Annotated in this window: 15 protein-coding genes and 1 tRNA gene; 8 read left to right on the forward strand and 8 right to left on the reverse strand. The window is 63.2% G+C overall.

Translation table 11 applies throughout. From position 1 onward, the window contains the following. Positions 1-173 precede the first annotated feature (173 nt). Entirely contained in the window at positions 174-665 is a 492-nt protein-coding gene (locus tag BMI89_RS19030; protein ID WP_078572395.1) for a PaaI family thioesterase, read from the forward strand. On the opposite strand, the gene BMI89_RS19035 is transcribed toward BMI89_RS19030, so the two are convergent. Continuing rightward, on the reverse strand, positions 567-1787 hold the full coding sequence (locus tag BMI89_RS19035) for a DUF2235 domain-containing protein (protein WP_078572396.1): 1221 nt from the start codon (positions 1785-1787) through the stop codon (positions 567-569). The genes BMI89_RS19030 and BMI89_RS19035 overlap by 99 nt on opposite strands. 190 nt (positions 1788-1977) lie before the next feature. Between BMI89_RS19035 and BMI89_RS19040 the strand changes: the two genes are divergently transcribed. Further along, a complete protein-coding gene (locus tag BMI89_RS19040) occupies positions 1978-5094 on the forward strand; it encodes a valine--tRNA ligase (protein ID WP_078572397.1) in 3117 nt (1038 codons plus the stop codon). Positions 5095-5283: 189 nt separating this feature from the next. On the opposite strand, the gene BMI89_RS19045 is transcribed toward BMI89_RS19040, so the two are convergent. After that, positions 5284-6579, reverse strand: a complete 1296-nt coding sequence (locus BMI89_RS19045) for an MFS transporter (RefSeq protein WP_078572398.1) — start codon at positions 6577-6579, stop codon at positions 5284-5286. Positions 6580-6727: 148 nt separating this feature from the next. Here BMI89_RS19045 and BMI89_RS19050 point away from each other — a divergent pair, with 148 nt between their 5' ends. Both BMI89_RS19050 and BMI89_RS19055 read left to right on the forward strand, forming a co-directional pair. Beyond that, positions 6728-7837, forward strand: a complete 1110-nt coding sequence (locus tag BMI89_RS19050; protein WP_078572399.1) for a pyridoxal phosphate-dependent aminotransferase — start codon at positions 6728-6730, stop codon at positions 7835-7837. Between the two features lie 135 nt (positions 7838-7972). Then, a complete protein-coding gene (locus BMI89_RS19055; protein ID WP_078522440.1) occupies positions 7973-8179 on the forward strand; it encodes a hypothetical protein in 207 nt (68 codons plus the stop codon). Here BMI89_RS19055 and BMI89_RS19060 read toward each other — a convergent pair. Further along, positions 8170-9381, reverse strand: coding sequence for an aminotransferase class V-fold PLP-dependent enzyme (locus BMI89_RS19060; protein WP_078572400.1), 1212 nt, complete (start codon positions 9379-9381; stop codon positions 8170-8172). The genes BMI89_RS19055 and BMI89_RS19060 overlap by 10 nt on opposite strands. A 196-nt stretch (positions 9382-9577) precedes the next feature. On the opposite strand from BMI89_RS19060, the gene BMI89_RS19065 reads away from it, so the two are divergent. From BMI89_RS19065 to BMI89_RS19075, 3 genes are all read left to right on the forward strand, one after another. Next, the gene (locus tag BMI89_RS19065) at positions 9578-11278 is read left to right on the forward strand and encodes an ABC transporter ATP-binding protein (protein ID WP_078572401.1); all 1701 of its coding nucleotides are present in this window, start codon (positions 9578-9580) and stop codon (positions 11276-11278) included. Positions 11279-11328: 50 nt separating this feature from the next. Then, positions 11329-12060 carry a folate-binding protein YgfZ gene (locus BMI89_RS19070; protein WP_078572402.1) on the forward strand — a complete coding sequence of 244 codons (732 nt, stop codon included), beginning with the start codon at positions 11329-11331 and terminating at the stop codon, positions 12058-12060. Positions 12061-12459: 399 nt separating this feature from the next. Continuing rightward, positions 12460-12792: a DUF6280 family protein gene (locus BMI89_RS19075; protein WP_075773874.1), complete on the forward strand. Its 333-nt coding sequence runs from the start codon at positions 12460-12462 to the stop codon at positions 12790-12792. A gap of 216 nt (positions 12793-13008) precedes the next feature. On the opposite strand, the gene BMI89_RS19080 is transcribed toward BMI89_RS19075, so the two are convergent. The 3 genes from BMI89_RS19080 to BMI89_RS19090 all read right to left on the reverse strand — a co-directional run bounded on the left by BMI89_RS19080 (position 13009) and on the right by BMI89_RS19090 (position 16599). Beyond that, positions 13009-14307: a hypothetical protein gene (locus tag BMI89_RS19080; RefSeq protein ID WP_078572403.1), complete on the reverse strand. Its 1299-nt coding sequence runs from the start codon at positions 14305-14307 to the stop codon at positions 13009-13011. 143 nt (positions 14308-14450) lie between these two features. Beyond that, on the reverse strand, positions 14451-15812 hold the full coding sequence (locus BMI89_RS19085; RefSeq protein WP_078542289.1) for a TolC family outer membrane protein: 1362 nt from the start codon (positions 15810-15812) through the stop codon (positions 14451-14453). 136 nt (positions 15813-15948) lie between these two features. Further along, on the reverse strand, positions 15949-16599 hold the full coding sequence (locus tag BMI89_RS19090; protein WP_078522434.1) for a protein-L-isoaspartate O-methyltransferase: 651 nt from the start codon (positions 16597-16599) through the stop codon (positions 15949-15951). A gap of 194 nt (positions 16600-16793) precedes the next feature. Between BMI89_RS19090 and BMI89_RS19095 the strand changes: the two genes are divergently transcribed. Then, a tRNA-Cys gene (locus BMI89_RS19095) sits at positions 16794-16867 on the forward strand. Positions 16868-16935: 68 nt separating this feature from the next. Here the strand turns inward: BMI89_RS19095 and BMI89_RS19100 are convergent. Beyond that, the gene (locus tag BMI89_RS19100) at positions 16936-17967 is read right to left on the reverse strand and encodes a tyrosine-type recombinase/integrase (RefSeq protein ID WP_078522433.1); all 1032 of its coding nucleotides are present in this window, start codon (positions 17965-17967) and stop codon (positions 16936-16938) included. Beyond that, entirely contained in the window at positions 17964-18155 is a 192-nt protein-coding gene (locus tag BMI89_RS19105; RefSeq protein WP_078549130.1) for a hypothetical protein, read from the reverse strand. Before BMI89_RS19105 ends, BMI89_RS19100 begins: the two co-directional genes overlap by 4 nt. Positions 18156-18540 lie beyond the last annotated feature (385 nt).

Below are 18540 nucleotides of genomic sequence, written 5' to 3' on the forward strand. Positions count from 1 at the left end.
CAACGGAGTACCAAGCCGAGGAGAGTCAGGTTTGATTTCTCTGGCTAAGCCGCCATTCGACCATGCCGCAGCATTCGTCACTATGGGCTCCAAGCCCCCCCCATTCTTCTCACCCCCCTTCCCTTTCCGGCCCACCGCGATAGCTTAACGCCCGACCCGGAAAAGGAAGTGACATGCCCGACCAATATTTTGCCGAAGGACCCGACGATTTCCTCCCGCTCGAGGAGGTCCTCTCGATGTCGGGGCTCGACTACGTCCGCAAGATGGTCACCGGCGACGTCCCCTCCCCCACCGTGCAGAAGCTAATGGCCTACCGGATCACCGAGGCCGAGGAAGGCCGCGTCACCTGTCGCGGCACGCCGGGCCATCCGCAGACCAACGGCTATGGCGGCATTCACGGCGGCTGGTATGCGATGATGCTCGACACGGTGATGACCTGCTCGGTGATCACCGGGCTGAAGAAGGGCCAGACGCAGACGACGCTCGAATTCAAGGTGAACCTGATCCGCGCGATCAAGCCCGGCACCGAGGTGATCGGCACGGGCCAGCTCGATCATATTGGGCGGTCAACTGGCGTCGCGCGGGGTGAGATCCGGGGCGCCGAGGATGGACGCCTCTACGCGACCGGCACCGCCACCTGTTTCGTCATGACGCCCGAGCTCTGAGGCCGGCGCGGACCCGCGCGCGAGGCGGCGGATTTCGGGGCGCAGGATGCGCGGTCGGAAAATCGCGCGCGAGCCTTCGGGCAAGACGACGCTCTCATGCAGCCCCTCAGAAGGGTCGCGGCCCACGACACGCGGCGCACGCAGCCAGAACAGCTTGCTCCATCCGGTCCATGTGCCGACCGAGGGAGCATTCGGATCGCGCGGAAACTCCGCCTGCCAGCCGGGCGGCAGGCTCAGCCCCAGCGACTCGGCGCGTTCGAGCATCCACACGAGCGGAATATTGGCGAGCGGCCGGGCATCGCCGAAATGGCCCAGCATCCCGCCGATATCGCCATGCGCACCGCGAAACCAGCGCTGCTCGATCCGGGTCGCGGGAGGATCTGCCTCCGAAGCCCCCTCATCGCTTTCCCAGACCAACGGCTCCAGCACCGAGCGCCGCTCGTCAATCGCGAGCGCCTGAAACCCGTGGCGCACATGATCGCTCAGGTGGTGGTCGTGAAACCGCACGCGCTCTTCGCTGACGATCCAGAAGAACGGCACACGGATGCCCAGCGCCTGCACCGTGTCGAACGCGCCGACCATCTCGATCTCGACGTCCTCGTGGCATAGGCTGTTGCGAAAGCTTTGCAGGATGTCGGTGGGCGTCTCTTCCTCGTAATGGCGCCATGCGAGGCGGGTATTCCGCTCGATCGCATGTTCCGGACGCAAGAGACCGATCCGCCCGATCATTCCGGCCAGCGAGCGCGCCGCGAAGGCGCCCCGAGAATAGCCGATCAGGAAAATCCGATCCCCCGGACGGTAGCGCATCGCGAGCCAACCATAGGCGCGCGAAATCTGCTGGTTCACGCCCCAGCCGAACCACACATCCGACATGTCGTGCCAGTCCCGCCAGCGCAGCCCACGCCCGTAATAGACCGACACTTTCGGCGCGGCCCGGCGCAGGAAGCGATAGATCAGCCCGATCGAGGTGAGGCGGTCAGCGCGCAGCGAGCCGAGCGTCCCGTCGAGCAGCACGACATGATCCACCGGCCCACGGCCTGCACCAGTTGCCGCGCGCGCCTCGGCCCGTTCCCGGCTGCGGCGACGCAGGGCAGAGATCACACGCTCGAAGAGACCGCGCATATCAGCGCTCCTCAGATAAGTTGGGCTTATACTATCCAATGTAGGATAAGTTTCTCTTATCTTCAGGGGCAATCGCGGCAGTTTGTTGACCCGATCGTGCCCGCCGGGCTTTTTGGACCGGCGCACACGGGGTTTTCCTTGTCGCCTGCGCGGGCTAAACAACCCTCAAGCCGAGCCAAGGATGCCTGACATGACGATGGACAAGACTTTCGATGCCGCGAGCGCCGAGCCGCGGATCTACGCGAAATGGGAAGAGGCCGGAGCCTTCAAGGCCGGGGCCAACGCATCGCGCGACGAGACCTTCTGCGTAATGATCCCGCCGCCCAACGTGACGGGCGCGCTGCATGTGGGCCACGCCTTCAACAACACCGTGCAGGATATCCTCGTGCGCTGGCACCGGATGCGCGGGTTCGACACGCTCTGGCAGCCGGGTCAGGACCATGCGGGCATCGCGACCCAGCTGATGGTCGAGAAGGAACTGGCCAAGACCCAGCAGCCCAAGCGGGTGGAACTGGGCCGCGAGAAATTCCTCGAGAAGGTCTGGGAGTGGAAGGGCGAATACGGCTCGACCATCATCAACCAGCTCAAGCGTCTGGGGTCATCCTGCGACTGGTCGCGCAACGCCTTCACCATGTCGGGTGCGCCCGGTGCGCCGGAAGGCAACGAGGGCAATTTCCATGACGCCGTGATCAAGGTCTTCGTCGACATGTACGAGAAGGGCCTGATCTATCGCGGCAAGCGGCTGGTGAACTGGGACCCCCATTTCGAGACCGCGATCTCGGATCTGGAAGTGGAGAATATCGAAGTCGCCGGTCACATGTGGCACTTCAAATACCCGCTCGCAGGCGGCGAGACCTATACTTACGTCGAGAAGGACGAAGACGGGAATGTCCTCTTCACCGAAGAGCGCGATTACATCTCGATCGCGACCACCCGTCCCGAGACGATGCTGGGCGACGGTGCGGTTGCGGTTCATCCCTCGGATGAGCGTTACGCGCCGATCGTCGGCAAGCTTTGCGAGATTCCGGTGGGCCCGAAAGAGCATCGCCGCCTGATCCCGATCATCACCGACCAATATCCCGATCCCGATTTCGGCTCGGGCGCGGTGAAGATCACCGGCGCGCATGACTTCAACGACTACATGGTCGCCAAGCGCGGCGGCATTCCGATGTATCGCTTGATGGACACCAAGGGCGCGATGCGCGCCGACGGGCTGTCCTACGAGGAATGCGCGGCCCGTGCGATGGACATCTCGAAAGGGGCCGAGTTCACCGAGGCCGAGATCGACGCGCTCAACCTCGTGCCCGAGGAACTGCGCGGGCTCGACCGGTTCGAGGCGCGTGAAGCCGTGATCCGTCAGATCACCGACGAGGGCCTCGCGGTGACGATCACGAAGACCGTCACCGACGAAGACGGCAACGAGACCGAAACCACCGTCGCTTACGTCGAAGACAAGCCGATCATGCAGCCCTTCGGCGACCGCTCGAAAGTGGTGATCGAGCCGATGCTGACCGATCAGTGGTTCGTCGATGCCGAGAAGATCGTGGGCAAGGCGCTGGATGCGGTGCGCAACGGCGACACGGTGATCATGCCCGAGGCCGGCGAGAAGACCTATTTCCACTGGCTGGAGAACATCGAGCCGTGGTGCATTTCGCGCCAGCTCTGGTGGGGCCACCAGATCCCGGTCTGGTACGGTCTGGATATGGAAGCGCCCGACTTCCGCGATGACGAGGGCGACGGCACGATCGACCTCGTGGAGATGGGCCGCCTGCTCGTCGAGACCAAGATGGTGCATCGCGACGACCGCTATCACTGCGCGTCCGATTTCGAGAGCGTCATCGGCTGGTTCAAGGCACAGAACGCCGAGCTGCCGACACCGCTCAACGCCGCGCGCATCGTCGAGGTCGAAGACCGCCACAAGGCGATCGAAGTGCTCGCCGCGAGCCTCGCGCAATACGAGATGACCGAGGATCCGACGCAGCTCGTCTACCCGGTCTGGCGCGATGCCGATGTGCTCGACACCTGGTTCTCGTCGGGGCTCTGGCCGATCGGCACGCTCGGCTGGCCCGAGGATACCGAGGAGATGCGCAAGTATTTCCCGACCGATGTCCTCGTGACCGGCTTCGACATCCTGTTCTTCTGGGTGGCGCGGATGATGATGATGCAGCTGGCCGTCATGGATCAGGTGCCCTTCCACACCGTCTACCTGCACCAGCTCGTCCGCGACGAGAAGGGCAAGAAGATGTCGAAAACGACGGGCAACGTGATCGACCCGCTCGAAATCATCGATGCTTACGGCGCGGATGCGCTGCGCTTCACCAATACCGCGATGGCGGCGATGGGCGGCGTGCTGAAGCTCTCGGAAGAGCGCATCAAGGGCTATCGGAACTTCGGCACGAAGATCTGGAACGCGACGCGCTTCGCCGAGATGAACGGCGTGTTCGAAGGCCCAGTGATTTCGGAAACTCCGAAGCCCACGCATACCGTAAACCGCTGGATCATGGCGGAAACGACCAAAACCCTTCGGCTCGTTGATGAAAGCTTTGAGGCGTATCGCTTTAATGATGCTGCGCTTGGGCTCTACAGCTTCGTTTGGGGTAAAGTCTGCGATTGGTATGTCGAGTTCGCCAAGCCTCTCTTTGATGGTGAGTATGCAGATGAGACGAAGGCAACGATGCGCTGGGTGCTGGATCAGTGCTTCATCATGTTGCACCCGATCATGCCTTTCATCACCGAGGAGCTCTGGGATCTGACCGCGCCGGAAGGTGACCGAAAGAAGATGCTCGTTCACGCAGATTGGCCCACCTACAATCCTGACCTCCATGACGTGCTCGCAGAAGGCGAGATGAACTGGGTGATCGACCTGATCGAGGCGATCCGCTCCTCGCGCACGCAGATGGGCGTGCCGGTGGGGCTGAAACTGCCGATGGTTCTGGCCGAGGCCGATGACGCCGCGCGCGCAGCGCTCGCCAATAACGAGGCGCTGATCTTCAAGCTGGCGCGCATCGAGAGCATCACCGAGGCACCGATCCCGAAAGGCGCGATCTCGATCCCGGCGCAGGGCGCGCTGTTCGGGCTGCCGCTGGAAGGCGTGATCGACATCGCCAAGGAGAAGGCGCGTCTGGAGAAGGCTCTGGGCAAGATGGAGAAGGAAATCGGCGGCATGAAGGGCCGTCTGAACAATCCGAAATTCATCGCCAATGCCGATCCCGAGGTCGTCGTGGAAACCCGCGAGAACCTCGCCCGCGCCGAGGAAGAGGCAGAGAAGGTCCGTCAGGCCGTGGCGCGTCTGGCCGAGATGGGCTGAGCGAGGCCTTTAGCGATCAGGGCCGCGCCTGACCCTCGGGTGGGCGCGGCTCAACATGTGAGGTCCGCACTTTATCTCACAAGCCCGAACGACGGATGAGCGCGCGCGATATCGCAATGCGCCCTCCCGGGGGGAGGGTCGGGCGCGGCCCGGGGCTGGTCGCCCCGCGCCATGAGCTGAGCGGAGACCTCACTCCGACACCTCCTTCATCGTGAAGGCGACGCCCGAGGCGACCACGCAGATTCCCGCATAGACGATCAGCACCATATCCGGCCCCGCCATCGCCAGCGCCGAGCTTGCCGCCCCGAAGGCCAGCAGCATCACCCCCACGGTCGTGTTCGACACCGCCGTATAGGCCGCGCGGTCATCCCTGGGCGACATATCCACGAGATAGGTCGAGCGGCCCAGCCGCACCCCCTGATAGCCGATCATCAGCCCGAACAGCGCCACCGGAGAGGCCCAGATCGTGCCCATCAGCCCCGACCAACCCAGCACCACCGCCAGCGCCAGAAACGCGGCTGCGACCAACCCGGTGAAGATCAGCACCTTGCGCGAGGAGCGATCCGCCAGCCGCCCCCAGATATAGGAGCTCACCAGCGAGGCCAGCGCCGAGGCCAGCACCATCGCCCCCAGCGCGCCGAACCGGTTATCGCCCGCCTGGGCCGCGAGCAGCACGATATAGGGCGGCGCGAGCGCGGTCGGCAGCAGCAGCACCCGCGCGATCACGAACTTGCCCAGATCGGCGTCCTTCCACAGCAGGCTCAGCTCGGACAGGCCGATGCTGGCCTTATCCTCGCCCGGCTGGTCTTCTTCCGTCAGCGTGGAGAACAGCGCCGCCGCCGCGACCCACAGCACGGCCGCCAGCGAGATCGCCCCGATCACGAGGCTCATCCGCTCCACCACGCCGGTCATCAGGATGATCGCGAACAGGATCACCCCGGCGGCCGAGACGCTCGTCGCGATCCCGGTCGTCGTGCCGCGCCGCGTCCGGTCGACCGTCTTGCCCAGCACATCCTTGTAGCTCACCGAGGACAGCGAGCGCGCAATCGCCAGCACACCCAGCGCAACCAGCATCGCAAGTCCCGCGGCCATCCCCTGCATCGTCAGCGCGATCACCACGATCGCCGCCGCAGCCAGCCCCTGGATCAAGCTCCCCGCCGCCCAGGCCCATTTGCGCTGCGGCATCTGGCGCACATGCGGCGCGGTGAACAGCTGCGGCAGCAGAGAGCCCGCCTCGCGCACCGGCACCAGCCAGCTGACAAGCGCGGCGGGCGCACCGACGGCCTGCATCAGCCAGCTCAGCACCAGTTTCGGATCGATCAGCCCGTCGGCCAGCTTGGTCATCGACAGCGAGCCGACATGACGCAGGAAACTGCCAGGTTCGTGCTTCGCCGCGCTGTCGCTGAGCTCTTTTACGTTCCCCGGCGCATCTCCGGTCAGGGTCTCGAACAGGGAGGTGGAGAAAGAGGTGTCGCTGGCGCTCATCGGCTGGCTTCCCAAACATATGTGATTTTTAAAGATTACGCCGGGACAAGCCTTTAGCCTAGTCCCCGGTTCCGGTGTTCCGGCTCCCCTCGCTACCTCTTGAAGCGCCCTCTTGCCGCATGACCGCTTTGCGCTTACGCCTGTAGCCATGACCGGACCCCGATATACCCGCCTGATCGACAGCCTTCCCGCCACCGTGCCCTTCGTCGGGCCCGAGGAACACGAGCGCATTGCCGGTCGCCGCTTCACCGCGCGACTGGGTGCGAATGAAAACGGCTTCGGCCCCTCGCCGCGCGCGATTGCCGCGATGGCGGCGGCGGCAGGCGATGTCTGGAAATACGGCGACTCGACCAGTTTCGAGCTGCGCACGGCGATTGCCGAGCATCACGGTGTCGCGGTCGAGAATGTGCTGGTCGGCGAAGGGATCGACGGGCTTCTGGGTTATCTATGCCGTCTGGTGATCGAACCCGGCGACCCGGTCGTCACCTCGGAAGGCGCCTACCCGACCTTCAACTACCACGTCGCGGGCTTTGGCGGGGTGCTGCACAAGGTGCCCTATGCCGATGACCACGAAGACCCGCAGGCGCTGATCGCGAAGGCGGCGGAGGTGGGCGCGAAGCTCGTCTATATCGCCAATCCCGACAATCCGATGGGCACCCATCACCCGCGCGAGATGATCGAGGCGATGATCGAGGCGGTGCCCGAGGGCACGCTGATGGTGCTGGACGAGGCCTATGTGGAATTCGCCGAAGACGGGACCGAAGCGCGCATCAAAGCCGACGATCCCCGCGTGATCCGGATGCGCACCTTCTCGAAGGCGCATGGGATGGCGGGCGCGCGTGTGGGCTATGCCTTGGCCGCGCCCGAGCTGATCGCGGCCTTCGACAAGATCCGCAATCATTTCGGCATGTGCCGGATTTCTCAGGCTGGTGCGCTGGCCGCGTTGCAGGACAAAACGTGGCAGGCCTATATGCGCCTTCTGGTGGCAGGCGCGCGCGACAGGATCGACACCATCGCGCGGGCGAACGGGCTGAGCACTCTGCCCTCGGCCACGAATTTCGTCGCCGTCGACTGCGGGCAGGACGGTGAGTTCGCGCGGGCTGTACTGCAGGAACTGGATGCGCGCGCGGTGTTCGTGCGGATGCCTTTCGTCGCCCCGCAAAATCGCTGCATCCGGGTTTCAGTCGGGCCGGAGGCCGAGCTCGACGCCTTCGCCGCGGCTCTGCCCGACGCGCTGAAAGCCGCCCGCGCGCGCTGAGCCGCGCGCCCTCTCAGACACAATTCCGCCGATCAAATCGGCAAAAAAGCACCGGCGTCGGCGCGTCTCGCCGCAAGGTGAGTTGCGCCGACTCGGGGGCGCGCCCATGTTTTGCTCAACAACAGGAGCAGACCCATGAGCCGCAAGACTCGCAACGCCCGTATCGCAATGCTTAGCCCGCTGGCCTTTGCCTTGGCCTTCGGCGCTTATGCAGGCATGACCCAATCCAGCCGCGAGATGAAACTCTCGACGTCACGCACCGAAGCCCCGCAAATCTCGCGTGAAGCTTCGGAAGAGGTCGAACAGCTCACCGACTGGCTGGAGCGTCACGGTCAGGCCTGACCGGCGCCTTTCGCAATCGCGCCAGCCGCCGCGGCGATGCCGCCGGGGTTGTGCGGGATTTTCAGCGCCTGCATCCCGGCCTCCATCGTCGCCAGCGCGCCCAGCGTCATATGGGCGTTCACATGGCCCATATGGGCGACGCGCAGGAAATCGTTGGCTTCGGGCGTGCCGGGTTCGGCCATCCCGAGCCCGATGCCCAGCGTGACCCCCGCCTCGCGTTCGAGCCAACTGCGCAGCCGCTGGGCATTGCCGCCGCCGATCCGCGCCGCAGTCACCGAATGAGCGCGATGGGCCGGGTTCGCGATATTGAGCGCGATATCGCCCTCCTGTCCCCACGTCTCGAAAGCCGCCCAGACAGCGGAGGCGAGCGTCGCGTGACGCGCCCAGATATGGGTGAGCCCCTCTTCCTCCAGAATCATCTTGAGCGATTCATCCAGGCCGAAGAGGTGATGCGTCGGCGAGGTGCCCCCGAAATACTGATAGACCATCTCGGGAAAGGCGCGCGGCTGCCAGTCCCAATAGGGCGTGACCAGATCGGCCTCGCGGCTCGCGGCCAGCGCCTTGTCGGAGAACCACACGAAGCCCAGACCCGGCGGCACCATCAGGCCCTTCTGGCTGGCGGCGACCATCACGTCGACGCCCCAGTCATCCATCCGGAACTCATCGCATCCCAGAGAGGCGATGCAATCGACCATCAGAAGTGCCGGATGCCCCGCCGCGTCGATGGCTGCACGGATCGCCGCCACGTCATTGACCACCGAGGTCGCGGTATCGACATGGGTGAGCAGCACGGCCTTGATCTCGTGGGTCTTGTCGGCCCGCAGCGCCTCTTCGACCTTTGCAGGGTCGGCCGGTGCCTTGATGCCGAATTCCAGCCGCTGAACGTCCACGCCCATCGTGGCCGCGTTGCGCGCCCAGATATTGCCGAAGCGCCCGGTCACGAGGCTCAACGCCTTGTCGCCGCGCGAGAACACGTTGGAGATCGACGCCTCCCAAGCGCCGTGCCCGTTGGCGATATAGATCGCGACATGGGACGAGGACATCGCCACCCGACGCAGGTTCGCCGCGACCCGCGCCGCGATCTCCTCGATCTCGCCTTCGTAGATATTGGGCGCGGGACGATGCATCGCGGCCAGAACACGGTCAGGCATCGTCGAGGGGCCGGGAATGGCGAGGTAGGGGCGACCTTGGGCAAGGCTCATCGGGTATCTCCGTCTGGCAGAACGGACAATCGGTAATGCCGCCCGCGCGCGGCGTCAATCTCGCGCCCGGCTTGCACGCGCCCCCTGTCTCGCGGTAATTCACGGGCTTAACCGCGTGCCGAATGGCACGCCTATCGCATGGTGCCTCGTGGCCAAGACTGCAAATCCTTACACGTCGAAACACCTCGCGGGCCGTATGTGGCGCGATTATCTGCTCAAGCACTGGCCGATGATCGGTGTGTCGATGGTCCTTCTGATGATCGAAGGCTCGACGCTGGGCGCGCTGAGCTGGATGCTCAAGCCGCTCTTCGACAAGGTCTTCGTGCAAGGCGAAAGCGATCTGATCTGGTGGGTCGGCGCCGCGATCTTCGGGCTGTTCCTGATCCGCGCCGTGACCTCGGTGGCCTCGCGCACGGTGATGACGAGCGTCTCGCTGCGCACCTCTAGCGATATGCAGATCGACCTGTTCCGGCACATGCTGCGGCTCGACCAGCATTTCTATCAGGCCAACCCGCCCGGCGCGCTGATCGAACGCGTGCAGGGCGACACCTCCGCCGTGCAGAACGTGTGGAAAATCTTCATCTCCAGCACCGGACGCGACGCGGTCTCTCTGATTTCGCTGTTCGGCGTGGCGGTCGCCATCGACCCTGGCTGGACGCTGGGGGCCGTGATCGGCGCACCGCTCCTGATCCTGCCGGTCGCGATGGCGCAACGCTATATCCGCCGCAAGACACGCCAGATGCGCGAAAGCTCTTCCGAACGCGCGACCCGGCTCGACGAGGTTTTCCACGGCATCGCCGCCGTGAAGCTCAACGGGATCGAGGAGTATCAGGCGGGGCGTTTCTCCCGTCTGGTGAACGAGGTCCGGATCGCCCAGATCAAGACCACCTTCATCTCGGGCCTCGTGCCCGCGATGATCGACATCATCACCGGTCTCGGCTTCTTCGTGGTGCTGATCCTCGGCGGCCAGCAGATTCTGGAGGGCGAGCGGTCGGTCGGCGATTTCATGTCTTTCTTCACCGCGATGGCGTTGGCCTTCCAGCCGCTGCGCCGTCTCGCGAATTCGGCAGGTGCGTGGCAAACGGCGGCCGCGAGCCTCGAGCGAATCTATCGCCTGTTCGACACGCAACCCGCGATCACCTCGCCCGCGCAGCCTTCGGCCCTGCCCGAGACCACGCGGATCGAGTTCGACGACGTGCATCTGCATTACGGCGACAAGCACGTTCTGCGCGGCCTCAGCTTCGTTGCCGAACCGGGCCAGACCACCGCGCTTGTCGGCCCCTCGGGCGCGGGCAAGACCACCGTGTTCAACCTGCTGACCCGACTCGTCGATCCCGATAGCGGGCGCATCACGTTGGGCGGCACGCCGCTGAACGCTCTCGGCCTTGCCGAACTACGCCAGCATTTCTCGACCGTGTCGCAGGATTCCGCGCTGTTCGACGAGACAATCCGCGAGAATGTCCTGCTCGGGCAGCAGGAGGTCGATCCCGACCATATCCAGACCGCGCTCGAAGCCGCCCATGTGACCGAATTCACCGACCTCCTGCAGAACGGCATCAATACCGGCGCAGGCCCGCGTGGTTCGGCCCTGTCCGGCGGGCAACGCCAGCGGGTCGCCATCGCGCGCGCCGTGCTGCGCGACGCGCCGATCCTGCTGCTCGACGAGGCGACCTCCGCCCTCGACACCGTCTCCGAGGCCAAGGTCGCGCAGGCGCTGGCGGACCTGAGCCAGGGCCGCACGACGCTGGTCATCGCCCACCGCCTGTCGACCGTGCGCAATGCCGACAAGATCGTCGTGGTGGTCGAAGGTCAGGTCGTCGAACAGGGCACGCATGACGAGCTGCTGGCCAAGAACGGGCCCTATGCGGGGCTCTGCCGGATGCAGCTTCTCGATTGAGTTGGCATTCCCGCCCCGGCTGCCTACATGGGCGGGGAAAGGAGACCTCTATGGCCGAGCGCATTCTCTACGAGATCACCGGTACGGATCGCGAGCACTTCCTGCAAGGGCTGGTGACGAACGACGTGAGCCACGTAAAAGACGGGCTGGTCTATACCGCCCTGCTGACGCCGCAGGGCAAATACCTTGCCGATTTCTTCCTGCTGGCGCGGGGCGAGGCGATCGTGCTCGATATCGACGCCAGCATCGCCGAGGCGACGATCAAGCGGCTGGGCATGTACAAGCTGCGTGCCGATGTCGCGATCGCTCCCTCCGATCTGAAGGTCTATCGCGGCACCGGGCCCGCGCCCGAGGGCGCGCTGGCCGATCCGCGCCATCCCGACATGGGCTGGCGGCTCTACGGGGACAAAGCGGGCGATGACGGCACCGATTGGGACGCGATCCGCGTTGCGCATTGCATCCCTGAGACCGGTGTCGAACTGACCCCCGACACGTTCATCCTCGAGGCCGGGTTCGATCGGCTGGACGGCGTCGATTTCCGCAAAGGTTGCTATGTCGGCCAGGAAGTCACCGCGCGGATGAAGCACAAGACCGAGCTGCGCAAAGGCTTCGTTACGGTCGATGTCAAAGGCCCTGCTGAGCCGGGAACCGAGATCACCTCCGACGGGCGCAGCGTCGGGCGTCTTTTCACCCGTTCGGGCGATCGCGCGATCGCCTATCTGCGCCTCGGGCGCGCATCGGGCGAGATGTCGGCGGGTGACGCGGTGGTCACTTATTTATGACCAGCGAGGATCAAATATTTCAGAAAGCGCAAGCCCCATCCATGCGTTTTCCGGAACATCGTGACGCAGAGGAAACGACCGCAAGAAATCCTTCGTAATACGAACGAATTCGCGCGACCTGAAGACTATCAATAGAGCGCAATTTCAATCACTTAGAAGACCATCTAGGCCTTTGTGCGTTCGCGCTTCGCAAATAGCCGGCCTTGAATTCCAGCGGCACACGCTTACTTCGCGTGCATTGCGATCCCTTATGAGGGGCCTAGCTTTTGGTGAGCGGCAAAGGTGATATGCGCCAGTCGCATACCTGCCATGTGACCCAAGGCATATCGAATCGGGGGCCGAACGGCCTAGATGGCCCTCACGCCAGGAAACGCAAGAGCAATAACAAAGGACGGAAGAATGCGCGATTTCGTTGACGGCTCGGCCTTCAATTACGAGCAGGGCCAACGAGCCCGCAAACTGTTCGCCGCTGTGGTTCTCGCGGCGCTGGATGATGCGATTGCAGACGACAAGAAATACGGCAACGGTCCCGAGCAGATCGCCCGCTGGGCACGCTCGCGCGATGGTCGTGAAGTTCTGTCCTGCGCCGGCATCGATCCGAACGAGCGCGTCGTCCGGGGTTTGATGGAATTCGTCGGCAAAGGTGTCCGCACGTCGGTCGCCCTGTCGCGCGAAGAAAGCGAACGCCGCCTCGCCGCGATTTCGGACGAGCACGAGGCCGAAGCCGCCTGATCCTGTCAGGCGCCACGGCGACAGTTGGATACACAAAACGGCGCGTCCCACAGGGCGCGCCGTTTTGAATTTCTTGGGCGTGTTTTTGCGATGATCTAAGGAGACGCCTTGCGTGCCTAGTCGGTGGCAAGAATTTCCCGGTCGATGCACGCATTGTTGGCCGCGTAGTGCAGGGCTAAGTCGCTCTCGGGCGTCCCTGCCCGAGCTTCTCCAGCCTCAGTCCAGATCGCGGCTCATCAGCGCGCGCTGCACTTCGCGACGCACCATCTTGCGCAGGTTACGCGTGATCTTCGCACCGAGCGCGCCTTGAAGCTCTTCGCGCAGCAGCGACGACACGAGGTGCCGAAGCTGGGTCTCGGTCATCGATTGCGCCAGCGGATGCAAGGCGGCATCGGGCTGGTCCGATGTGGACGCAAGCTCGGCCTCGAGCGCGGCGATCTCATCCGCCTCGAAATCCTCTTCGAGCGACGCACGAAGCTCCGCATAGCTGGACGTCCGCGACTCCGGCTCCGGGGCACGCGCCCCGGCATCGCTGAGATGCAGGCGACGCGGCGGCGTATCAGCCGCATGCTCGCTAGCCTGCACGAAGTTGGGAGCACTGTCAGCGCCGTCCATCTCCGGCGTGAGATCTTCCCAATCCTGCGCTGCGGTGGCGTCCTGCAGCGACTCAGGCTCAGCCTCGGCCCCCGGCGGCACGTCGAAGCCGATCACGGCCTCGGTCGCGAAGGCCTCATCGTCGATGCTGATGTCTTCCGGCTCGGCCTCTGCGGGAGCGGCGTCATCGAATTCGAGCCCCGCCAGAGGATCATCCTCGGCGCTTTCAAGCGTCTCGCTGGCGATATCCGCGTCACTGTCCGCCGCGTCGGCTTCCGGCGCATGCGGCGCGACGAAGCCGGCCACGTCCTCCCACTCGGCGCTGGTGAAGGTCTGCTCCGGATCGGAGCCCTGATCCCAAACCGGCGTAAAACTTTCGGGCAATTCGGTCAGCGGCGCGGTGCCTGCCGGTTCGAACCTATCACCCGTCTCGGATTCGTAATCGGCACCATCGCGCGCCACTTCTGCCTCAAGCTGGGCGAGCGAGCCCTCCAGCCGCTTGAGTTCGTCATCAAAGCTGCCCTGCGGCAATTCCGCCTCCGACGGCCAGGGCTCGGCCTCGGCATCATCGAATTCGGGCTCGAAATTCTGCGGCTTTCGGCGCGCCTCGGACAGCGGTGCAGGCTCGACCGACGCGGCGGGCGCCTCCGACAGATCGGCCGCGTCATCCTGCGCCGCCTCGGCTTCCTCTTCCGGCGAAACACCCGGCGCGGACCATTCGAGATCGTGGATATCGCCTTTCGACCCCGCCTGAGTGTCCGACACGAGATGCGCGGGCGTCAAAACCAAAGGATCGGGTGTCGCGCCCTCCCCTTTTGAAGTCGGATAGCTCTCGGCCACACGCGGGCTGTCCTGCGACACCAGTCGCCGGATCGATGCCAGCACATCTTCGATTTCGGGTCTGGGTCGGGTATCAGCCATGATCACTCCATCCTGCCGCGCGCACGCGCGCCTGTCCAGCCGTGACGGATCCGAAACTGCAAGGGACACCCGGAGGCTGCGATGCCTGCGCCACAGCGGCGCGGCAGGCGGACCCGAAAGCCCGCCGAAACACCGATCGGTCGTTACTGGCCGATGGCCTTGAGCACACGATCCAGACGCTTGCCCTGCGGGCTGAGCGTGAGGGGCGCGGTGCGGACCGAGTTGTAATAGGCCGCGGGATCATAGGTCGGAATTCCAAGCTTCAGGTTTTCTACCGTCAACAGACCCATAGCGGACAAAAGTTGATAATAAGCTACCTGCAGAGTGGCCGCCGCGTCGATCCGGCCCGCCTGCGCATCCAGCAGGTCCTGTTCAGCCGAAAGCACGTCGAGCGTGGTGCGCGCGCCCAGAAGCGCCTCTTCCTTGACGCCCTGATAGGCGGTGCGGGCTGCGGTGATCTGCTGGTCGTAAGCCGAAATCTGCGCCTTCGCGATGTCGATCGCCGCCCAGGCGTTGGCCACGTTTTGCGAGACCGTCACACCGGCCTGGCTCAGCTGCGCGCGGGCCGATTGATCGTTCGCCACGGCCTGACGCTGCGCCGAAAGAAGCGCGCCACCCGAATAAAGCGTCTGGTTCAGCTCGATCCCGGCGGATTGCGTCTGCACGCCCTGCTCTTGCTGGCGCAGGCCAAGCGAACCGGTGATTTTCGGCAGGCGATTGGCGCGGGCGTAATCCACACCGAGGTCATAGACCGCGACGGTGTGCTGCAGCTGCTTGATGCTCGGATGGGTGCGCAGCGCGATGTCACGTGCAGCATCCAGCGAACCCGGCAGAGACGGACGCTTCGGGAAGGCCGCGAGGTTGCTCGGATAGTGGCCAGTGGCCGCCTTGTAGGCCTCGCGTGCGGAGCGCAGGTTGCCCTGTGCCGCAGCGAGCGAGGCACGGGCGGACGCGAGCTGTGCCTGAGCGAGCGACACGTCGGTCTTGGTGACTTCACCCACTTCGAAACGGTCGTTCGAGGCCTTGAGTTCTTCGTTTAGGACGCGCGCCGAGTTCTGGTTGATCGCAACCTGCTCGGAGGCCGATTTCACGTCCGAATAGGCTTGGATCGCCGACAACAGCACGTTTTGTTCGACCGAGCGCAGACCCTCACGGGTGGCCAGCACGGTCTCTTTCTTCATCGAGACATTGATCTTGTTGCGACCGAAATCGAACAGCGTCATCGACGCGCCGAGCGAGGTCGAGGCGCTCTGCGAGATCGCCCCCGTGGCGTCGGAATTCAGGTAATCGTAGCTCGCGGTCCACTGCAGGACCGGGCGCAGATTCGCGACCGCCTGAGCGACGTCTTCATCGGCGGCCCGCAGCGCGGCCCGGTTCTGCTCCAGCAGGTTCGAATTGCGATATGCAGAGACCAGCGCATCGGCGAGCGTCTCCGCCCCTGCCGCGACCGGCCCAAATGCGGTAGCCGCGACCAAAGCGGTCATAGTCAGAGTCTTACGCAGCATCGAATGTCCCTCGTTTCCTGTATCGCCGCAGATGCAGGTGTTGTCCCTCTGCCGCCGGGCGCGATTACTTCAAATTCTATCGGCTCAGCGCCCGATTGCATATCCTGCAAAACAGCTAGCCTATTCGATGTGCTCCTCAGAGCACGAATTCACGCGGCTTCACGAACCCCTGGAGGACAGGTGCGGTGCCATTGAAAAGATCGCGCCAGCTCATCGCACCGTCGATCTTGTAACCGATCCGGGCGACCCCGAGGGCGCCTTCCATGAAAATTGCGGTGATCCGGCCCCCTTCTTTGAGTTGCTCGATCAGCGCCGCGGGAACGGTTTCGACCGCCCCTTCGATGAGGATCGCGTCATAGGGGCCGTGCTGTGCTGCGCCCTCGGTCAGCGCGCCGGTGACGACGGCGACATTGTCGGCCCCCGCCTCCGCCAGCGCAGCCTCTGCCTGCGATGCCATCTCCTCGTCTTCCAGCGCGACGACCGCCTCGGCCATCCGCGCGATCACGGCGGAGGAATAGCCGAGCCCGGCGCCCACATCGAGGACAAGATCATCGGGCTGGATGTCGAGCGCATCGAGCATCTTCGCGAAATTGCGCGGTTCCAGCAGCACGCGGCCCGGCGCGAGTTCGAGGTTTTCCCCGATATAGGCGGCTTCGCGCTTGGCCGCGGGCACGAATTGCTCGCGCGGCACATGCAGCATCGCCGCGATGATCGGAAATTTGGTCACATCGCTGGGACGGACCTGCGTGTCGACCATCATGGTGCGGCGCGTAGCGAAATCTTGCATGTCGAGAACTCTTCGGTAGCAAACCCTTGTGGCCGGTTTTGCCACAGAAGCAGGGTCTGAGCAAGTTATGCGAGAGGGCCTTCGGACCTGCCCTTGCGCTCAGAGCCGACGTCGCCTGCGCACAATGCGCCAAAGGCACAACTCGCCTCTTGCGCGGGCGCTTGCGATACCGTATCTGACGCCAACACCACGGCGGCGAGTTGGCGGAGTGGTGACGCAGCGGATTGCAAATCCGTGTACACCGGTTCGATTCCGGTACTCGCCTCCAAATATTTCAATGACTTACGTCGCGCTTTCTCGTTCAGAAATCGGATGTTGAAACAAGCGTTGAAACTTTCACGTTCCCTTCTTGTTCTGTTCCATTCGATTCCGGGCTTCTTGGGCCTGCTGTGCAAAAAGTCGCTGTCGGACCTCACCACCATATTTTTTCAGCATTTCTACGCCCGAGTGACCTGTGACGGCCTTCACCATTTCGTCGTCGCATCCAGCTAAGTAGAGCTCGATCGTCGCATTCTTGCGTAGACCGTGCGTGACATATTTCTTAGCTTGCGGGTGCTTCATGCTTGCCTTCACCTTACGCATCTCCTCGGCGATCATGCGGTAGCTTACTGGCCGCCCCTTCGCATCTGTGATCACGTTAAGTCCCTTCTTGGGAACCGCAGATAGATACTCCGCCAAGCGTTCGGTGAGCGGGATCCACAACTCCTTGTCAGTTTTGCCTTGCTTAACCCGATAGACGCCCTCCGAAAGGTCGCCCCAACGGATCTTCACCACATCGCCAATGCGCTGGCCGGTCCCGATACAAAGTTCGTAAACAAGCCTTGCTCTCGCTGTCGCAACTTCTTCGAACTCTTCGCGCACATCCTGCGGCCACGGCTCCCAGCCGTCACTTTTTTGCTTCAGGAGAGGAACGCCATGCGCCGCGGTTTTGTCACCGGTTCCTTTAATAAAGCCTTTCAGTCTTGCATGGTTGAGGAGCACCACCATAACCTGAACGAGATAGTTCGCTTGGCGCCAATGATGCCTGTTCGCTTGCTGTAACTCGTAGATGTGCGTTGTTTCGATCTTAGCCGGCTCATAATCGCCCCAAATATCTCGAATATGGCTAATATACTTGTGGTAGTCGCTTTTCGTGCGGGGAGCGAGTTTCTGAAAAGCCTCGCTTTCATAATAGCTTAGAATAAGGGCCTCAAAGTTCCTCTTGGAAGGAGCTGACTTTTCTGCCTTAAGAAGCCGATTATAATGATCCCAGAATTCTGGCGACCCCGGTTCCTCATGCATCATCTCTGACTGGCCGCGAGCCCGGCGAATAAACCGAACATACTCACGATCTTCGTAGACATATTTAGGGAGCGCTCTCCTCGTCATTTCTTCCCCATCCTCAGATCACCGCTGAGGAAGTCATCAGGGTGTTCTTGTTCAATCTTCGTCATGTGGAGGATGACACAGCCATCTGGCTTAATCTCGATCCGCGCGCCGGCCAATCCAGCGTCGGACAATTCGCGCACAAGTGTGGCGACAAGTCTTTTCGAGTGTGCCTGGGGGCTTGTGGCCATCTTCTTTTCCTAGCGATATTCCCTCTTGGGACCTGAATTTCCGAGGTTTTGGCCCCGCACTCCCTATTGTGGTGCTTTGGGGTGAAATACCGAAGAGGTTTCGTTCCTCAATCCACAGGAAATCGTGGACAGGATGTAGCCGCTCCCTACGCCACATGGGCCCAGGCGCGGCTCTTCTGCTTCGGCGTGAGGATTAGCTTGATTGATCTGGAGCTTTGATTTTCTTTACTTCGACCTGGATCGGCAACCATTCTCTTGTGAATAAACCGCGCGGATCGAGCACACGAAGTTTTCTTCAATCACGTGTTCGGAACACGTGGGAGACCTCAGATGACATCCAACTCGAACGCTCCGGCAAAAGAAGATTTCACAACCTTCAGCACGC

This window comes from Thioclava sp. F36-7 (assembly GCF_002020075.1).
GTDB lineage: Bacteria > Pseudomonadota > Alphaproteobacteria > Rhodobacterales > Rhodobacteraceae > Thioclava > Thioclava sediminum.

Coding starts and splice junctions, on each gene's coding strand:
- BMI89_RS19070 (WP_078572402.1), top strand. CDS start 11,329: ATGGCCGAGCGCATTCTCTACGAGATCACCGGTACGGATCGCGAGCAC.
- BMI89_RS19100 (WP_078522433.1), bottom strand. CDS start 17,967: ATGACGAGGAGAGCGCTCCCTAAATATGTCTACGAAGATCGTGAGTAT.
- BMI89_RS19065 (WP_078572401.1), top strand. CDS start 9,578: ATGTGGCGCGATTATCTGCTCAAGCACTGGCCGATGATCGGTGTGTCG.
- BMI89_RS19035 (WP_078572396.1), bottom strand. CDS start 1,787: ATGCGCGGTCTCTTCGAGCGTGTGATCTCTGCCCTGCGTCGCCGCAGC.
- BMI89_RS19105 (WP_078549130.1), bottom strand. CDS start 18,155: ATGGCCACAAGCCCCCAGGCACACTCGAAAAGACTTGTCGCCACACTT.
- BMI89_RS19060 (WP_078572400.1), bottom strand. CDS start 9,381: ATGAGCCTTGCCCAAGGTCGCCCCTACCTCGCCATTCCCGGCCCCTCG.
- BMI89_RS19050 (WP_078572399.1), top strand. CDS start 6,728: ATGACCGGACCCCGATATACCCGCCTGATCGACAGCCTTCCCGCCACC.
- BMI89_RS19080 (WP_078572403.1), bottom strand. CDS start 14,307: ATGGCTGATACCCGACCCAGACCCGAAATCGAAGATGTGCTGGCATCG.
- BMI89_RS19090 (WP_078522434.1), bottom strand. CDS start 16,599: ATGCAAGATTTCGCTACGCGCCGCACCATGATGGTCGACACGCAGGTC.
- BMI89_RS19075 (WP_075773874.1), top strand. CDS start 12,460: ATGCGCGATTTCGTTGACGGCTCGGCCTTCAATTACGAGCAGGGCCAA.
- BMI89_RS19040 (WP_078572397.1), top strand. CDS start 1,978: ATGACGATGGACAAGACTTTCGATGCCGCGAGCGCCGAGCCGCGGATC.
- BMI89_RS19045 (WP_078572398.1), bottom strand. CDS start 6,579: ATGAGCGCCAGCGACACCTCTTTCTCCACCTCCCTGTTCGAGACCCTG.
- BMI89_RS19085 (WP_078542289.1), bottom strand. CDS start 15,812: ATGCTGCGTAAGACTCTGACTATGACCGCTTTGGTCGCGGCTACCGCA.
- BMI89_RS19030 (WP_078572395.1), top strand. CDS start 174: ATGCCCGACCAATATTTTGCCGAAGGACCCGACGATTTCCTCCCGCTC.
- BMI89_RS19055 (WP_078522440.1), top strand. CDS start 7,973: ATGAGCCGCAAGACTCGCAACGCCCGTATCGCAATGCTTAGCCCGCTG.